Here is a 16,709-nt window from a genome sequence, read left to right on the forward strand (position 1 = left end):
ACGGGCCCGAGGACTATCACGCGCGGATCGACGATCCCGCGACCGGGATCACGCCCGAGACCTTGCTGTTCATGCGCGGCGCCGGGCCGGTCGGCTATCCCGGCGCGGCCGAGGTGGTGAACATGCGGCCGCCGGCGTATCTGATCACCGAGGGCGTGCATGCCTTGCCGTGCATCGGCGACGGGCGCCAGTCGGGGACGAGCGGATCGCCGTCGATCCTCAACGCCTCGCCCGAGGCGGCGGCGATGGGGGCGCTGGCCTTGCTGCGCACCGGCGACCGCGTGCGCGTCGACCTCAACCGGGCGCGCGTCGACGTGCTGGTGGAGGAGGCCGAGCTGGCCGAGCGCCGCCGCGCTTTGGAGGCGGCGGGGGGCTATGCCTATCCCGCCTCGCAGACGCCGTGGCAGGAGATCCAGCGCGCGGTGGTGGGCCAGATGAACACCGGCGCGATCCTCGAGGGCGCGGAGAAATACCAGCGCATCGCCCAGACCATGGGCCTGCCGCGGGATAATCACTGACGGGGGAGCGCGTGGCGGCGCTCGGCCGCCAGCGCCGTGCATTGCCGGGCGGCACCGCCACCCCTGCCGTCATCCTGAGCTTGTCTCAGGATCCACTGTCCCGCAGGCGCCGCGGCGGTTGGGTAGGCGGCACGGTGGATCCTGAGACGAGCTCAGGATGACGCCAGAAGGTGAGGGCGCCGTGCCGACTTACGGGATGGCACACTGACGGGATGGCGCACTGACGTGACGGGATGGCGCTCGGGGGCGAGCGCGCGGGGCAGGTGCACTCACCGCGCGACCTCTCTGCGCCTCCGCGCCTCTGCGCGAACAAATTTCTCACGCGAAGCCGCGAGGACGCGAAGCAGTGAGACGCGGCACGATCACCGCCTGAGCAACGCCTTCGCGTCCTCGCGTCTTCGCGTGAGATGATCTCGCGCGGAGGCGCGGAGAGGGCGCGCGTGGGGCGATCGGCGTGGTCGCCAGTGACGAGGTGAGAGCGCCTGCGGCGCGGGCCTTCTCCGCGCCGATACACCACCAACGAAAAGGGCGGCCTCGCAAGGCCGCCCTCCCGTCTTTCCACCCCGACGCGCGGCCTACCGCGGCGAGGCCTCGCGCTTGCCGTCGAGCCGCCGTGCCACGCCCCAGGGATTGGCGTCCGCCAGCGCCTCGGGCAGCAGCGACGCGGGCAGGTTCTGCAAGCTCACCGGGCGCAGGAAGCGGTAGATCGCCGCTGTCCCCACCGAGGTGGTGCGCCCGTCGCTCGTCGCCGGGAAGGGGCCGCCGTGCACCATCGCGTGGCTCACCTCGACCCCGGTCGGCCAGCCGTTGACCAGGATGCGACCGACGCGGTCGGCGAGCACCGGGATCAGCGTCTTGGCCTCGGCCTCGTCCTCGGCGTCAAGGTGAAGCGTCGCGGTGAGCTGGCCCTCGAGGCTGGCGATCACCTGGCGCACCTCGTCCATGTCGCGGCACGCCACCACGATCGAGGACGAGCCGAACACCTCGTGCCCCAGCGCGCGGTCGGCGAGGAAGCTCGCCGCGTCGGCGCGGAACAGCGCGCCGACCGCCTGGTTGACGCCCTCGCCGACCTTGCCGCGCGCCACCGTCGTCACCGCGCTGTGCCGCGCCAGCGCCTCGACGCCCTGCTCGAAGCTGGCATGGATACCCGGCGACAGCATCGTCGCGGGCGCGCTCTCGGTCAGCGCACGGCCCGCCGCGGCGACGAAGGCGTCGAGCGCCTCGCCGGCGATCGCGAGCACCAGGCCGGGGTTGGTGCAGAACTGCCCCGCGCCCATCGTCAGCGACTGGACATAGGCCGGCGCCAGCGCTTCACCCCGCGTCTCGAGCGCGTGCGGCATGAGGACGACCGGGTTGATGCTCGACATCTCGGCATAGACCGGAATTGGCTCGGCGCGGTTGGCCGCGATCTTCACCAGCGCGAGCCCGCCGCCGCGGGAGCCGGTGAAGCCCACCGCCTTGATGCGGCGATCGGCGACCAGCGCCTCGCCGAGGCGGTTGGTCTCGCCCGGCAAATAGGAGAAGACGCCCGCGGGCAGCCCGGCCTTGTCGACCGCTGCGCGGATCGCGCGCGCGACCAGCTCCCCCGTGCCCGGGTGCGCCGGGTGGCCCTTGACCACGACCGGGCAGCCCGCGGCGAGCGCCGAGGCGGTGTCGCCACCTGCCACCGAGAAAGCGAGCGGGAAGTTGGAGGCGCCGAACACCGCCACCGGGCCGAGCGCGACGTTCATGCGGCGCAGGTCGGGGCGCGGCAGCGGCTGGCGATCGGGCAGCGCGGGATCGATCGTGGCGTCGAGCCAGTCGCCTTGGCGCACCACCTGCGCGAACAGCTTGAGCTGGCCGACGGTGCGGCCGCGCTCGCCCTCGAGCCGCGCGCGCGGCAGCCCGCTCTCCTGCTGCGCGCGCTCGATCAGCTGGTCGCCGAGCGCGACGATCTCGTCGGCGATCGCCTCGAGGAAGGCGGCGCGATCCTCTGGCGTGGTCGCGGCATAGGCCGGGAAGGCGGCGGCGGCGAGCTCACACGCGTCGGCGACCGCATCGGGGCCGGCCGAGGAGAAGGTCGGGGTGAGAGGCGCGCCCTTGGCCGGGTCGACCGCGGTGAACCGCGCCTCGGCCTGGCGCAGCTCGGCACCGATCAGCATCGCTCCGTCGATCATGGGTATCCTCGGATATGGGGAATTAGTCGGACATATTTAGGCGCCGGGGGGAGGGGGCGCAACCCTGGGGTGGGTCGCCGGCACGCGCTTCACCTCCGCTGTTCCCCGGCGAACGCCGGGGCCCAGGTGGGGGACGCTTGTGGGTCCCACCGCGGCCTTCCCAATTGGACCCCGGCGTTCGCCGGGGAACAGGTAGGTTGTGGCGAACGTCCCGCCACCACGGTGAGGCGGCGTGACCCACGCCACCCCGCCGTTCTCTCAGATGAAGCGGTTGAGCAGATACTCGATCCGCTCCTGCTGGCCCGAGCGCGGCCGGGGGTCGACGTTCTCGCGCTCGGCGAGGTCGGCGATCCCGGCGAGGTCGAGGCTCGACACCTGCTGGCCGAACGCGCCGTCCCAGCCGGCGTAGCGGTCGCGCTTGATCGAGTCGAGCCGGCCGTCCTCGATCAGCTTCGCCGCGTTGAGCAGCCCGCGCGCCACCGTGTCGATGCCACCGACGTGACCGTAGAACAGGTCGGCCGCGTCGACCGACTGGCGGCGCACCTTGGCGTCGAAGTTGAACCCGCCCGTGGTGAAGCCGCCGGCGCGCAGGATCTCGAGCATCGCCAGCGTCAGTTCCTCGACCGAGTTGGGGAATTGGTCGGTGTCCCAGCCATTCTGCGGGTCGCCGCGATTCGCGTCGATCGAGCCGAAGATGCCGAGCGCCGCGGCCGTGGCGATCTCATGCTCGAAGGTGTGGCCGGCGAGCGTGGCGTGGTTCGCCTCGATGTTGACCTTGACCTCGTTCTCGAGCCCGTAGCGCTTGAGGAAGCCATACACCGTGGCGGTGTCGAAGTCGTACTGGTGCTTGGTCGGCTCGTGCGGCTTCGGCTCGATCAGGATCGTGCCCTGGAAGCCGATCTTGTGCTTGTGCTCGACCACCAGGCTCAGGAAGCGGCCGAGATTGTCGAGCTCGCGCTTGAGATCGGTGTTGTGGAGCGACTCATAGCCCTCGCGACCGCCCCACAGCACGTAGTTCTGGCCGCCGAGCCGATGCGTCGCCTCGAGCGCGTCGCGCACCTGCACCGCGCCGAACGCGAACACCTCGGGATCGGGGTTGCTCGCGCCACCGGCGGCGAAGCGCGGGTGGCTGAACAGGTTGGCGGTGCCCCACAGCAGCTTGCGGCCCGACGCGGCCTGCAGCTTCTCGAGATGGTCGACCGCCTCGGCGAAGAAGCGGCGGTGCTCGGCGACGCCGTGCGCGTCCGCCATCACGTCGACGTCGTGGAAGCAGTAATAGGGCACGTCGAGCTTGCTGAAGAAGTCGAACGCCACCTGACGCTTCTGCGCCGCGGCGGCGCTGTCGTTGGCGCCGGCGTGCCACGGGCGGTTGAACGTGCCGCCGCCGAACACGTCCGAGCCCGGCCAGCAGAAGGTGTGCCAGAAGCAGGCGGCGAAGCGGAGGTGGTCCTCCATGCGCTTGCCGAGCACGACCCGGTCCTTGTCGTAGAAGCGGTAAGCGAGCTCGTTGTCGCTGTCGGGCCCCTCATACTTGATCTGGGGGATGTCGGCGAAGAAGTCGGTGGCCATGCAGGCGCTCCTTGGCGTGGTGGTTCGTGGGTAAGATCAGGCCGCGTGCGGCGCGATGCGGGGATAGGCGTCGCGGAAGGCGGCGCGCTTGGGAGCGAGCCGCTCGACCAGCGCGCGGTCGGGCGCGACGACGTGGCTGACCGGCGGGGCGACGCAGACCTCGGCGGGCGTGCCGCCGTCGACCGCGAGCTGCGCCAGCCGCGCCGCGCCCATCGCCGGGCCGACCTCACCGCCCTTGAGATAGGCGAGCTCGACCTCGAGCGCGGCGGCGAGCGTCTCGCCCCAGTAGCGCGAGCGCGCACCGCCGCCGATCACCGACAGCCGCTCGACCGCGGTGCCCGACTCGCGCAGCACGCGCACGCCGTCGGCCAGCGCGAAGGCGACGCCCTCGAGGACCGCCTGGGCGAGCCGCTCGGGCGTGGTGTCATGGTCGAGCCGCAGGAAGCCGCCGCGGACCTGCGCGTCATTGTGCGGCGTGCGCTCGCCCGAGAGATAGGGGAGGAACAGCTCGGGGCCGTTGCCGACGCCCGCCGACTCGGCGCGCGCAAACAGCTCGGCCGCGCCCGCGGCGCCGATCAGCCGCGCCGCCCAGTCGACGCAGACCGCGGCGGAGAGATGCACCGCCATCTGGTGCCACAGGTTCGGCAGACAGTGGCAGAAGGCGTGAACCGCGGCCGCCGGGTTGGCGCGCAGCTCGGCGGTGGCGACGAAGATCACGCCCGAGGTGCCGAGCGACAGCAGGGCGTCACCGTCCTTGACCACGCCGACGCCCGCCGCGCCGGCGGCATTGTCGCCGCCGCCGCCCGCGACCGGCACCTTCTCCATGCCCCAGCACTCGGCGATGTCGGCGCGCAGCGTGCCCGCGATGTCGCTGCCCTCGACCGCACGCGGCATCTGCTCGCGGCTGAGACCGGTCGCGGCGAGCAGGTCGTCGCTCCAGTCGCGCTTCGCCACGTCGAGCCACAGCGTGCCGGCGGCGTCGGACACGTCGCTCGCCTTCTCGCCGGTCATGCGCAGCCGGACATGATCCTTGGGCAGCAGCACGGTGCGGACCGCGGCGAACACCTCGGGCTCGTGGTGCGCGACCCAGAGGAGCTTGGGCGCGGTGAAGCCGGGCATGGCGAGGTTGGCGGCGACCTGGTGCAGCTCGGGCGCCTTGGCCTCCAGCTCGGCACATTCGGCGAAGGAGCGCCCGTCGTTCCACAGGATCGCGGGGCGCAAGGGGCGGTCGTCGGCACCGAGCAGGGTCGCGCCGTGCATCTGGCCGGCGAGTCCGATGCCGCGCACCGAGCGGCGCACCTCGGCGGGCAGCGCGCGCACCGCCGCCTCGGTCGCCTGCCACCACGCCTCGGGATCCTGCTCGGACCAGAGCGGGTGCGGGCGCTGCACGGTGAGCGCGGCGGTGCCCTGCGCGACGATCGCGCCCGCGGGGTCGATGACCACCGCCTTCACCCCCGAGGTGCCGATGTCGATGCCGAGGAACATGTTTTGCTTTCTACCAGGTCGGAGCGCTGAAGAGGGAAGGCTTAAGCCGTTCTACCCACCGCCCCGGCGAACGCCGGGGGCCGGGTACGGACCCGGCGCGAGATGCGGAGTCGTCTCCCAACTGCACCCCGACGTTCGCCGGGGTGGTGCTCCGCGGGGAGCACCGAGCCGTCCGCCGCCCCGCGCCTCACTTCACGAACGGGTCGATCGTCGGGATCGTGCCGTCCGGGTTGAACTTGAGCTCGGTCATCTTGACGTTGCGGAGGTGGTTCTTTCCCGACAGCTGCGTGTCCGCGTAGAACAGCCACCACTTGCCCTTCCACTCGACGATCGAGTGGTGCGTGGTCCAGCCCTGCACCGGCTTGAGGATATGGCCCTTGTAGGTGAACGGGCCGTAGGGCGTCTTGCCGATCGCGTAGTTGAGGAAGTGCGTGTCGCCGGTCGAGTAGGTGTAATAATATTGCCCGCCGCGCTTGAAGACCCAGGACGCCTCGAAGAAGCGCTTCTCATGGTCGCCGCCGAGCACGGGCTTGCCCTTCTCGTCGAGGATCACGGCGTCGCGCGGGGTCTCGGCGAAGCTCTTCATGTCAGCGTTGAGCTTGGCGACCTTGCCCGAGAGCGCGGGCTGGTCGTCCTGCTTGAGGTCGGTGTCGCTGCCGTTGGGATCGTACTTGCCGTCCTTCCAGCGCTGGAGCTGGCCGCCCCAGATGCCGCCGAAGTACATGTACGAGGTGCCGTCGGCGTCGGTGAACACCGCCGGGTCCATCGAGTAGCTGCCCTTGATCGCCTCGGGCTCGGCCTTGAACGGCCCCATCGGGTTGTTCGAGGTGGCGACGCCGATGCGGAACGCCCCCAGCCCGTTGCGGTCCTTGGTGCGATCGCGGGCGGGGAAGTAGAGGTAATACGTACCGTTCTTGTAGGCCGCGTCGGGCGCCCACATCTGCTGCGACGCCCAGGGCACGTCCTTCACGTCGAGCGCGACCGGGCCGACCGTGACCTTGCCGCCGGGCTCGTCGAGCCGCAGCACGCGATAGTCGCGCATCGCGTACTGGTTGCCGAGATCGTCGTCCTTGGTCTCGGTCGGAATGTCGTGGCTGGGATAGACGTAGAGCTTGCCGTCACCCCAAACGTGCGCCGAGGGGTCGGCGGTGTAGATGTCGCGCACCAGTGGCTGCGAGATGTACGATCGGCCGTCCGGCGCACGCTCCTGGTTCCAGCCGGAGGCGTCAGCGGTCGCGTTGTTGCCCGCGGCGGCCGACGTGCTCTCCTGCGAGGAGCAGGCGATCAGCGGCAGCGGCGCAAGCGCGGCGAGCAGCAGCCGGCGGGCAGTGGATCGGGATCGGCGCATTCGGGCGTACTCCTCTCGGTTCGCAGCGGATCTTCGCCCGCGTCCAGGATAGAGTTAGCGCTACCATGCGACATACGCAACAGCTTTGATCGTGCGATCGGGCGAGCTTAGGTCAAGCGCCGGATGGCAAGCGTGCGGTTGGCAGCACCGTGCCGAGAAGCAGGACGATCCAGCCCAGCGCGAGCAGGTACGACATGCCGGCGAACAGCAGCAGCGGGAGATAGCCGAGCCCTGCCGCCAGCACCACGCCCGCCACCTTGGAGATCACCACGCCCCCGACGTTGCCGCTGAACGAGCCGAAGGCAGTGACTCGCCCGACTTTCTGCTGCGGCACGATGTCGGCGATCAGCGCGAAGAGGTTGGTGGAGAAGGCCTGGTGCCCCGCCAGCGCGAGGGCCATCAGCGCCACCGCGGCGGGGTAGCTCGCCGTCGCTAGCGCGAGCGGGACGGGGAGCACGCAGAGTGCCGCCGCCAGCATCGCGCCGCGTCGCACCGTCCAGGCGCGATACCCGAGGGCGAGCAGCCGAGTCGCGAGGCCTCCGCCGAGCAGCGAGCCGAGCGCGGCGCCGCCATAGGCCAGCGCCAGCGGCACGCCGAGCTCGACTCCGCTGAGGCCGAAGCGGCGGTGGAAGAAGTCGGGCAACCAGAACAGCAGCAGCCACCAGGTCGCATCGGACAGCAGCTTGGCGCCCGCGACCGCCCAGGTGCGTCGCTCGCGCAGGATAGGGCCATAATCGGCCGGCGCTGTCGGTTCCAGCGCCATGGCGGGCGAGTCGAGCCGCAGCCCACGCGTGGCGACGAGCCAAGCCAGCGCCCAGCCGAGCCCGATCACCCCGGCCGCGGCGAAGGTGCCGCGCCAACCGAGCAGCAGCGCCGCGGCCGGGATGGCGAGCGGCGCCAGGATCGCGCCCAGGCTGCTCGCCGCGTTGCTGACGCCGAAGCCGGCCGAGCGCCACGTCGGCGGCAGCACCGCCGCGACGGTCTTGGTCGCGGTGGGCGTGCCCATCGCCTCCGTCGCGCCGAGCGTGACGCGGACCAGCACGAACTCGATCGTGGTGCGCGCCCAGCCGTGCAGCAGCGCGGCGACGCTCCACGCCGCGACGCCGACCGGGTTGGCCCATTTCACCCCGAGCTTGTCCGCGATCCAGCCGGTGACGAGGAAGCCGCCCGCCGCGCCGGCCTGGAACCAGGCGGCGAGCGTGCCGTAGTCGTCGTCGCTCCAGCTGAGGTCCGCGGCGATCTGCGGCTTGAGCACCGCGATGATCTGGCGATCGACGAGGTTGAGCACGCCCGCGGTGATCACGAGCGCGAAGAGGAGGGAGCGGCGGGCGGAGCCGAGGTCGGCGAGGCTGCGGCTCATGCGGCAGAGATGTGCGTGAGCCGCACCTTCTTCGTCATCTCGGCCTCGAGCCAAAGTCCATGGTGCCGCGCACGCCACGAGAGATGTGCGCGGGGTGCGATGGATGCCAGGTCACGCCCGGCATGATGGGGAAAAGGGTGCGAGTCAGACGATCGGGAACGCTCCGCCAAGGTCATCTCGCGGCCGCCTCGCCATAACACCTTCACCGCGCCAGCGGCGCGTGGTCGAGCCGCGGCAGCACGTGCCGCGCGAACAAATCGGCCTGGGCGGCGTGCGGGTAGCCCGAGAGGATGAAGGCGTCGATCCCCTCGGCGCGATACGCCTCGAGCTTGGCGAGCACCTGGTCGGGGTCGCCGACGATCGCGGCGCCGCAGCCCGAGCGTGCGCGCCCGATCCCGGTCCACAGGTTGGCCTCGGCGTAACCGTCGTCGCTGCCCTCGCGCAGCTCGGCCTGGCGGCGCACGCCGGCCGACTGCGAGTCGAGCGAGCGCGCGCGGATCGCGGCGCCGGTGGCATCGTCGAGCCGCGACAGCAGCCGGTCCGCGGCGTCGCGCGCCTCGGCCTCGCTCTCGCGCACCACGACATGGACGCGATAGCCGAAGCGCAGCGTCCGCCCCTTCGCCGCCGCGCGCGCGCGCAGGTCGGCGACGATAGCGCGCACGCCCTCGATCGTGTCGGGCCACATCAGATAGACGTCCGCCTGCGCCGCGGCGGCATCGCGCGCCGCCTCCGACAGCCCGCCGAAATAAAGCAGGGGGCAGCGCCCCAGCGTGGTGGTGATGCCGGGGGGGGCGAGCTTCAGCTGCCAGAACTCGCCCTGGTGATCGAGCGACTTGCCGTCGAGCAGCGTGCGCAGGATCTGCATCGCCTCGACGGTGCGGCGGTAGCGCGGCGCGCTCTCCAGCGTCTCGCCAGGCAGGTCGCTCGAGATGATGTTGACGGTGAGCCGGCCCCCGAGCATCCGGTCGATCGTCGCGATCTGGCGCGCGAGCTGCGGCGGCCAGCTCTCGCCGATGCGCACTGCCATCAGCAGCCACAAGCGGCGCAGCAGCGGCGCGATGCCGGCCGCGAAGGCGGTGGTGTCGATCCCGAGCGTGTAGCCGGAGGGCAGCAGGATATTGTCGAACCCGCCGCTCTCCGCCTGGAGCGCGATGTCGCGGCAATGCTCCCACGACGAGCGCAGCCGCTCGTCCGGAACGCCCAGGAACTCATAGTCGTCGTCGCACAGCGCAGAGAACCAGCTCACCTCGCAGGGAGCGCGAGTCATGGCAGTTTCTCCCCGGTGCCGGCCTCGAGCACCGCGTACCAGCGCGCGCGGGTCCACTCGACCTTGTGAGCGTCCGCCGCGGCGCGCACGCGTGCCGGGTTCTGCGAGCCGATGATCGGGATAACCCGCGCGGGATGCGCCATCACCCAGGACAGCGCCGCGGTGGCCGCGTCGACGCCGACCTCGGCGCCCTGCTCGGCGAGCAGTCGCGCCGCCGGGTGCGACGGGTCCGCCAGCCGACCGCCGCCGAGCGGCGACCAGGCGAGCACCGCGAGGTCGAGCCGCATCGCCTGGTCGAGCACGCCGTCGAACAGCGGCGCGGCGCGCAGCGGCGAGAATTCGGGCTGGGTGCTCGCCAGCGGCTGCGCGAGGAAGGACTGGAGCGCCTCCAGCTCGCGCACCGAATGGTTGGAGACGCCGAGAGCGCGTACCTTGCCCGTCTCCACCATCCGGGTCAGCGCTGCGGCGACCTCCTGCGGGTGCGTGAGGAAGTCGCGACGATGGACCTGGTAGAGGTCGATCACGTCGACGCCGAGGCGGCGCAGCGAGTCGTCGAGCGCCCCGGCGAGATAGTCGGCGCTCGAATTGTAGGGAATGCCGGGCCGGATGCCGCCCTTGGTCGCGATCACCATACGGTCACGCAGCGCCCGCTGCTCGGCGAGCGCGCGGCCGAACAATTCCTCGGCCGAGCCGAAGCCCGCCGGCACGTCCGCACCGTAGATGTCGGCGGTGTCGAACAGCGTGATCCCGGCCTCGAGTGCGGCGTCGATCAGCGCGCACACCGGCGCGATGTCGTCGCCGGCGAGGCGCCACATGCCCCAGGCGAGCGGTGAGACGGTCAGCCCGCTCTTGCCGAGCGGGCGCGGTTGGTTCGATAGGCGCAGCGTCGTCATCCGCGGCGGCATGGCACAGGGTTGGACGTGATGGTAGCCGAGATCAGGTACGGATTGGTCGGCACGGGCATGATGGGGGTCGAGCACCTCCGCAACATCGCGTTGGTGCCCGGCGCGCGCGTCGTCGCGCTCGCAGACCCGGTGCTGACCTCGCTCGGCTGGGCGCGCGATGCGCTCGGCGACGCCGCCGCCGGCGCGACCGCCTATGACTCGGCCGAGGGACTGGCGCGCGACGCGCAGGTCGACGCGATCGTGATCGCCTCGCCCAATCACACCCACCGCGCCGTACTGGAGCCGCTGTTCGCCACCGACGCGGCGATTTTGTGCGAGAAGCCGCTCGCCACCACGCTCGACGACGCGCGCTGGATCGTCGATCGGGCAGCCAGGCGCGCGGCGCCGTTCTGGACCGGCATGGAATATCGCTTCATGCCGCCCGCCGCCGCCTTCATCGAACAGGTCCATGCCGGGCGCGTCGGCGCGCTGCGCATGCTGTCGATCCGCGAGCACCGCTTCCCCTTCCTCGAGAAGGTCGGCGACTGGAACCGCTTCGCGCGCAACACCGGCGGCACGATGGTGGAGAAATGCTGCCACTTCTTCGACCTGATGCGCGTGATCACCGGCGCCGAGCCGGTGCGCGTCCACTGCTCGGGCGCGATGGACGTCAACCATCTCGACGAGCGCTACGGCGGCGAGCGCCCCGACATCATCGACAACAGCTTCACCACCGTCGATTTCAGCAACGGCGTCCGCGCCCTGCTCGACCTCTGCATGTTCGCCGACGGCGCCGAGCATCAGGAGGAGATGAGCGCCACCGGCGACGCCGCGCGGCTCGACGTACTGATCCCACCGGGCGAGCTGGTGTTCTCGCCACGCACTGGCTTCGGCAATCCGAAACGGGTGGAGCGCTCCACCGTCGCGATCGACCCGGTCGCGCATGCCGCCGGCAGCCACGAGGGCGCGACCTACTACCAGCATCTCGCCTTCGCCGCCGCAGTGCGCGGCGAGGCGCCGGTGCAGGTGAGCGCGGAGGACGGGCTGCGCGCGGTCGCGATCGGGGTCGCGGCCGAGATCAGCGCGCGCGAGCACCGCGTCGTCGAGATGAAGGAGCTGGGGCTGTGAGCCTCGTCCAGCCCGGCGACCATGTCGCGATCGTCGGCGGCGGCTTCTCAGGGACGCTGCTCGCGATCAACCTCGTCCGCCACGACGGCCCGCGCGCGACGCTGATCGAGCGGCGCCCCGCGCAGGTCGCGCGCGGCGTCGCCTATAGCGCGGCGCACGACGAGCATCTGCTCAATGTCCGCGCCGGCAACATGAGCGCGCTGCCCGACGACCCCGACCATTTCGTCCGCTGGCTCGAGCGCGAGGGGCTGGGCGAGCGCACCACCTTCGTGCCGCGCAAAATCTACGGCCGCTATCTCCGCGCGATGCTCGAGGAGGCCGCCGCGGCCAACCCGGAGCGGCTGACGCTGGTGACGGGCGAGGTCTGCGCGCTCGACTGCGACTCCCGGGGTTTCGCGCTGACGCTGGCCGAGGGCGGGCGCGTCGCGGCCGATGTGGCGGTGCTCGCGCTCGGCAACCTGCCGCCGCACAGCCCGCCCGGGCTCGACCCGGCGACGCTGCCCGACGGCTGCTACCGCGCCGATCCCTGGGCCGGCGACATCGCCGAGGGGCTGACCGACGCGGACGAGGTGGTGCTGGTCGGCACCGGGCTGACCGCGATCGACGCCGCGCTGCTGCTCGACTCCTCGGGATTCCGCGGGCGCATCCTCGCGCTGTCGCGACGCGGGTTGGTGCCGCGCCGCCACGCCGACGGCGCGGCGCGGCCCGGGCTGAGCGAGCGTCCCGCGGCAACGCTCTCGGCGCTGGTGCGCGCGGTGCGCGATCGCGCCGAGGCGATCGGCTGGCGCGCCGCTGTCGACGAGCTGCGCCCGGTGACCCAGATGATGTGGGGCAGCGCCGACGCGGCGACGCGCGCGCGCTTCCTCCGCCACCTGCGGCCCTATTGGGACGTGCACCGCCACCGGCTCGCGCCCGCCGTGGCGGGACGGATCGACGCGCTGGAGGAGGCGGGGCGGCTGCGCTTCGCCGCGGGCAAGCTGGTCGGGGCGGAGGCGGACGGCACCCACGCGCTGCTGCGCTGGCGCGGGCGCGGCGGCGAGGCGGTGACGACGACGCGCGCGGCCCGCATCGTCAACTGCACCGGGCCGCAGGGTGACCTGCTGCGCTCGCGCGAGCCGCTGATCCGCCAGCTGCTCGCCGCGGGCATGATCCGTCCCGACGCGCTGCGGATCGGCCTCGACGTCGACCGCCAGTCGCGCGTGGTCGCCGCCGACGGCGGGATCAGCGACCGGCTCTACTGTATCGGGCCGATGACGCGCGGCGAGCTGTGGGAAGTGGTGGCGGTACCCGATATCCGGCAGCAGAACTGGACGCTCGCACGCCGTCTCGCCAACGCGCAATGGGTCGGCGGCGAGGGGCTGTGAGGAGCCGTGCTCCTGCGGACGCAGGAGCCTATCGCTACGAGCGCGGCATCAGAGGCCGCCGACCCCCGCGCTCGCGGGAGCACGGAAGCGCCCGGGCCGACGCATCATAACAGCGCAGCGCGGGTCGGTGCGCGCATTGTGCGGCGCGGCGCGATCCCGTACGCTCGGCGCTCGCCACCGGAAGACCGACTCATGACCGCGCACGCGCACGAATATTCCGTCCATGTCGCGGACGAGGACATCGACTTCATGGGCCACGTCAACAACGCGGTCTATCTCAAGTGGGTCCAGGCCGCGGTGATGGACTATTGGGAGCGCGTCGCGCCGCCCGAGGCGGTGGCGCAGCATCTCTGGGTCGCGCTCAAGCACGAGATCACCTATCGCCGACCGACCTTCCTGGAGGACGGCATCGTCGCCGAGGTCATCGCGGAGAAGGCGCAGGGCGCGCGTACCTTCTTCAGCACCTTGTTCAAGCGTGGCGAGGAGATCGTCGCCGAGGTGAGCAGCGTGTGGTGCTGTCTCGACGCCGCGACCCAGCGCCCGGCGCGGCTCGCCAAGGACGTGATCGCGCGCTTCGTCGCCGAGCCCAGTACCGCGCGCGGTTGACGCCGCCGTCCCCAGCCCCGACACACGGCGGCGCAACGGGGTAGGGGAGAGCGATGGGCAGGCTGCTGGCGTTCGGCGAGGTGATGCTGCGATTGTCGCCGCCGGGGCGCGAGCTGCTGCTCCAGTCGCCGCGGCTCGATGTGTGGGTCGCGGGCGCCGAGGCAAATGTCGTTACCCAGCTCGCCTGCCTCGGCCATGACGTCGCTTTCGCCAGCCGCGTGCCGGACAATGATCTCGGCCGCGCCGCGCTGCGCACCTTGCGCGCGCACGGTGTCGACGTTTCCCATGTCGCGCTCGGCGGCGAGCGGATCGGGCTCTATTTCGCCACCACCGGCGCGGGATTGCGCGCGACCGAGGTGGTGTACGACCGCGCTCACTCCGCCTTCGCCGAGGCGCCGGCCGAGTCGTGGGACTGGGACCGGTTGCTCGACGGCGTCGACCGGCTCCACCTCTCGGGCATCACCCCCGCGCTCGGTCCGGTGCCGGCCCGCAGCGCGGTCGCGGCGGCGCAAGCGGCGGCGTCTCGTGGCGTGGCGGTCTCCTTCGATGGCAATTGGCGCGGCAAGCTGTGGGCGCGCTGGGACGGTGACCCGCGCGCGATCCTCGGCGAGATCGTCCGCCACGCCGACCTGATATTCGGCAACCATCGCGACGTCGCGCTGCTGCTGGGCCGCGACGATCTCGCCGGCGACCCCCGCCGCGCGGCCGAGGCGGCCTTCGACGCCTTCCCGACGCTGCGGACGATCGCCTCGACCGCGCGGCACGTCGAGCATGTCGATCTCAACCGTCTCTCGGCGCGCATCGACACACGCGAGCGAGCGGTCGAGAGCGAGGAAGTGGTGCTCGCCGGCATCGTCGACCGGATCGGTGGCGGCGACGCCTTCGCCGCCGGCGTACTCCACGCGCTGCGGCGGGGCCAGGGCGCCGAGGCGGCGGCGCGAAGCGGGCTGGCGCTCGCGGCGCTCAAGCACTCGCTCCCGGGCGACGCGGGGCTGTTCCGCGAGAGCGACCTCGACGCGTTCCTCAGCGGTGAGTTGGACGTGCGGCGGTAGGCAGCCTGAGGGCTTAACCGTGATCCTGCGCCTGCAGGAGGCCAGAGCGGCTAGCGTGAACGCGAGTCACCGTCGCCCGATCAGCGCCTCGGCGCGTGCGACCTCATGCGCCGCGACCTGGCTCGTCACGCGCAGGAATAAGCGCTGCGCCTGGTGCCACGCGCCGCGCTCGTCCGCGACGCTGCGCACCCGCCGCCCGGCGATGAGCTGGCTGCCCCAGGCGTCGAGCGTCGAGCGGATCGCTGCCGCGTCGTGCTGCGGCTGGATCACCACGGAGGGGAAAGGCAGCGGCGTGCCCGGCGAGGCGAACAGGCCGGGGTCGCCGTCGACGCCAGTTTCCTCGCCGCGCGGGGCGAAGAGCAGCGCGCCCGCGATCCGCGACACATAATCGGCCGGCGAGAGCCGCCCCCACCAGGCGCTCGCGGCGCAGCCCAGCCCGTCGGCGATCAGCAGCACCGGCCGCTGCGTCGCGCATACCGCCTGGTCGACCTTCGCCGCCCAGATCTTGCGGTCGGCGCGCGATCGCACCGACAGCGGCAGCGCGCGCGGGTCGTCGGCGGGCCAGCCGAACATCGTCTTCCAGGTCGGCACCGGTCGCGCCGAGTCGTTGATCGCGAGCACGGCGAACGGCCCCGAGTCGGCGATGGCGAACATGATCGTCTCCCAAGGATCGGCGTCGGCAGGCTAGGCTATCCGATCGCGGAGACGAGTCCAGATGCGCTTGGCATCGCAGCAGTTCTTCTATCATCGCGGTGAAGCGAGCCGATCGCAGCTTGAGCGCGCATTGACGTTGACGTAAGCGGCATCCAATGAACTCGGACTCGAGAGGAATGAGATGAGCAACGTCGTGATCGCCGGCTATGCCCGGTCGCCCTTCCAGCTCGCGGGCAAGGGCGAGCTGGCGCGCGTGCGCCCCGACGACCTCGCCGCGCAGGTGATCCGCGGGCTGCTGGAGAAGACGAAGGTCGACCCTGCCGCGGTCGAGGACATCATCCTGGGCTGCGCCTTCCCCGAGGGCGAGCAGGGGCTCAACGTCGCGCGGCTCGTCGGGCTGCTCGCCGATTTGCCGCTGTCGGTCGGCGGCATGACGGTGAACCGCTTCTGCGGCTCGTCGATGAGCGCGATCCATATCGCCGTGGGGCAGATCCAGATCGGCGCGGGCGAGGCGTTCATCTGCGCCGGGCTCGAGTCGATGAGCCGCATCCCGATGGGCGGCTACAACCCGCTGCCCAGCCCCGAGCTCGCCGCCAAGAGCCCGGGCGCGTACATGGGGATGGGCCAGACCGCCGAGAATGTCGCGCAGCAATATCAGATCACGCGTGCCGAGCAGGAGGCGTTCGCGATCAGGAGCCAGCAGAAGGCCGCCGCGGCGCGCGGCGAGGGCCGCCTCGCCGAGGAGATCGTGCCGATCCGCACCAAGAAGGGCGAGGTGACGCAGGACGGCATCATCCGCCCCGAGACCACCGCCGAGGTGCTCGCCGGGCTCAAGCCCGCGTTCAGCGCGGACGGCTCGGTGACCGCGGGCACCTCCTCGCCGCTCACCGACGGCGCCAGCGCGGTGCTGGTCACCTCGGAGGAATTCGCGGCCAAGCACGGGCTCAAGGTGCTGGCGAGGATCGTGTCGGTCGGCGTCGCCGGCTGCGCGCCCGAGACGATGGGGCTGGGGCCGATCGGCGCCTCGAAGAAGGCGCTGGAGCGCGCCGGTATCGCGGCGGGAGACCTCGACGTGGTCGAGATCAACGAGGCCTTCGCCAGCCAGGCGATCGCCTGCATCCGCGATCTCGGGCTCAAGGAGGAGACGATCAATCTGGACGGCGGCGCGATCGCGATCGGCCACCCGCTCGGCGCCACCGGCGCACGCATCGTCGGCAAGGCGGCGGCGCTGCTGGAGCGCGAGGGCGGCCGCTACGCACTGGCGACGCAATGTATCGGCGGCGGGCAGGGCATCGCCACGGTGCTGGAGCGCGCGTGA

Annotated in this window: 13 protein-coding genes and 1 pseudogene; 6 read left to right on the plus strand and 8 right to left on the minus strand. The window is 71.7% G+C overall.

Going from position 1 to position 16,709, the window contains the following annotated elements; translation table 11 throughout:
- Positions 1-518 (plus strand): annotated as a pseudogene (locus KZ820_RS20300) (dihydroxy-acid dehydratase); the annotation flags it as partial.
- 575 nt (positions 519-1,093) lie between these two features.
- On the opposite strand, the gene KZ820_RS20305 reads toward KZ820_RS20300, so the two are convergent.
- From KZ820_RS20305 to KZ820_RS20335, 7 genes are all read right to left on the minus strand, one after another.
- Complete coding sequence (locus KZ820_RS20305) at positions 1,094-2,674, minus strand: aldehyde dehydrogenase (NADP(+)) (RefSeq protein WP_219750632.1); 1,581 nt, start codon at positions 2,672-2,674, stop codon at positions 1,094-1,096.
- A 258-nt stretch (positions 2,675-2,932) separates the two neighbouring features.
- Positions 2,933-4,243: a xylose isomerase gene (gene xylA / locus KZ820_RS20310; RefSeq protein WP_219750633.1), complete on the minus strand. Its 1,311-nt coding sequence runs from the start codon at positions 4,241-4,243 to the stop codon at positions 2,933-2,935.
- A gap of 36 nt (positions 4,244-4,279) precedes the next feature.
- Complete coding sequence (gene xylB, locus KZ820_RS20315; RefSeq protein WP_219750634.1) at positions 4,280-5,728, minus strand: xylulokinase; 1,449 nt, start codon at positions 5,726-5,728, stop codon at positions 4,280-4,282.
- A 187-nt stretch (positions 5,729-5,915) separates the two neighbouring features.
- Positions 5,916-7,076, minus strand: a complete 1,161-nt coding sequence (locus tag KZ820_RS20320) for a glycoside hydrolase family 43 protein (protein WP_219750635.1) — start codon at positions 7,074-7,076, stop codon at positions 5,916-5,918.
- A 112-nt stretch (positions 7,077-7,188) separates the two neighbouring features.
- A complete protein-coding gene (locus KZ820_RS20325) occupies positions 7,189-8,436 on the minus strand; it encodes an MFS transporter (protein WP_219750636.1) in 1,248 nt (415 codons plus the stop codon).
- Positions 8,437-8,638: 202 nt separating this feature from the next.
- On the minus strand, positions 8,639-9,703 hold the full coding sequence (locus tag KZ820_RS20330) for an LLM class flavin-dependent oxidoreductase (protein WP_219750637.1): 1,065 nt from the start codon (positions 9,701-9,703) through the stop codon (positions 8,639-8,641).
- Complete coding sequence (locus KZ820_RS20335; protein ID WP_219750638.1) at positions 9,700-10,596, minus strand: aldo/keto reductase; 897 nt, start codon at positions 10,594-10,596, stop codon at positions 9,700-9,702. The genes KZ820_RS20330 and KZ820_RS20335 overlap by 4 nt, the downstream gene beginning before the upstream one ends.
- 30 nt (positions 10,597-10,626) lie before the next feature.
- On the opposite strand from KZ820_RS20335, the gene KZ820_RS20340 reads away from it, so the two are divergent.
- The 4 genes from KZ820_RS20340 (at position 10,627) to KZ820_RS20355 (ending at position 14,737) form a co-directional block, all read left to right on the plus strand.
- Positions 10,627-11,715, plus strand: coding sequence for a Gfo/Idh/MocA family protein (locus KZ820_RS20340; RefSeq protein WP_219750639.1), 1,089 nt, complete (start codon positions 10,627-10,629; stop codon positions 11,713-11,715).
- Positions 11,712-13,079, plus strand: a complete 1,368-nt coding sequence (locus KZ820_RS20345) for an FAD/NAD(P)-binding protein (RefSeq protein WP_219750640.1) — start codon at positions 11,712-11,714, stop codon at positions 13,077-13,079. The genes KZ820_RS20340 and KZ820_RS20345 overlap by 4 nt, the downstream gene beginning before the upstream one ends.
- A 192-nt stretch (positions 13,080-13,271) precedes the next feature.
- Entirely contained in the window at positions 13,272-13,685 is a 414-nt protein-coding gene (locus KZ820_RS20350) for an acyl-CoA thioesterase (RefSeq protein WP_219750641.1), read from the plus strand.
- 53 nt (positions 13,686-13,738) lie between these two features.
- Positions 13,739-14,737, plus strand: coding sequence for a sugar kinase (locus tag KZ820_RS20355; protein WP_219750642.1), 999 nt, complete (start codon positions 13,739-13,741; stop codon positions 14,735-14,737).
- Between the two features lie 66 nt (positions 14,738-14,803).
- On the opposite strand, the gene KZ820_RS20360 is transcribed toward KZ820_RS20355, so the two are convergent.
- Positions 14,804-15,391 carry an alpha/beta hydrolase gene (locus tag KZ820_RS20360; protein ID WP_219750643.1) on the minus strand — a complete coding sequence of 196 codons (588 nt, stop codon included), beginning with the start codon at positions 15,389-15,391 and terminating at the stop codon, positions 14,804-14,806.
- 181 nt (positions 15,392-15,572) lie between these two features.
- Here KZ820_RS20360 and KZ820_RS20365 point away from each other — a divergent pair, with 181 nt between their 5' ends.
- Positions 15,573-16,709, plus strand: a complete 1,137-nt coding sequence (locus KZ820_RS20365; protein WP_219750644.1) for a thiolase family protein — start codon at positions 15,573-15,575, stop codon at positions 16,707-16,709.

Source organism: Sphingomonas citri (assembly GCF_019429485.1).
GTDB lineage: Bacteria > Pseudomonadota > Alphaproteobacteria > Sphingomonadales > Sphingomonadaceae > Sphingomonas > Sphingomonas citri.

Bases quoted from the DNA above. Each gene is read 5' to 3' on its own strand.
- KZ820_RS20330 (WP_219750637.1), bottom strand. From the start codon at position 9,703: ATGACTCGCGCTCCCTGCGAGGTGAGCTGGTTCTCTGCGCTGTGCGAC.
- KZ820_RS20340 (WP_219750639.1), top strand. From the start codon at position 10,627: ATGGTAGCCGAGATCAGGTACGGATTGGTCGGCACGGGCATGATGGGG.
- KZ820_RS20325 (WP_219750636.1), bottom strand. From the start codon at position 8,436: ATGAGCCGCAGCCTCGCCGACCTCGGCTCCGCCCGCCGCTCCCTCCTC.
- KZ820_RS20360 (WP_219750643.1), bottom strand. From the start codon at position 15,391: ATGTTCGCCATCGCCGACTCGGGGCCGTTCGCCGTGCTCGCGATCAAC.
- KZ820_RS20305 (WP_219750632.1), bottom strand. From the start codon at position 2,674: ATGATCGACGGAGCGATGCTGATCGGTGCCGAGCTGCGCCAGGCCGAG.
- xylA (WP_219750633.1), bottom strand. From the start codon at position 4,243: ATGGCCACCGACTTCTTCGCCGACATCCCCCAGATCAAGTATGAGGGG.
- KZ820_RS20320 (WP_219750635.1), bottom strand. From the start codon at position 7,076: ATGCGCCGATCCCGATCCACTGCCCGCCGGCTGCTGCTCGCCGCGCTT.
- KZ820_RS20355 (WP_219750642.1), top strand. From the start codon at position 13,739: ATGGGCAGGCTGCTGGCGTTCGGCGAGGTGATGCTGCGATTGTCGCCG.
- KZ820_RS20350 (WP_219750641.1), top strand. From the start codon at position 13,272: ATGACCGCGCACGCGCACGAATATTCCGTCCATGTCGCGGACGAGGAC.
- KZ820_RS20365 (WP_219750644.1), top strand. From the start codon at position 15,573: ATGAGCAACGTCGTGATCGCCGGCTATGCCCGGTCGCCCTTCCAGCTC.
- KZ820_RS20335 (WP_219750638.1), bottom strand. From the start codon at position 10,596: ATGACGACGCTGCGCCTATCGAACCAACCGCGCCCGCTCGGCAAGAGC.
- xylB (WP_219750634.1), bottom strand. From the start codon at position 5,728: ATGTTCCTCGGCATCGACATCGGCACCTCGGGGGTGAAGGCGGTGGTC.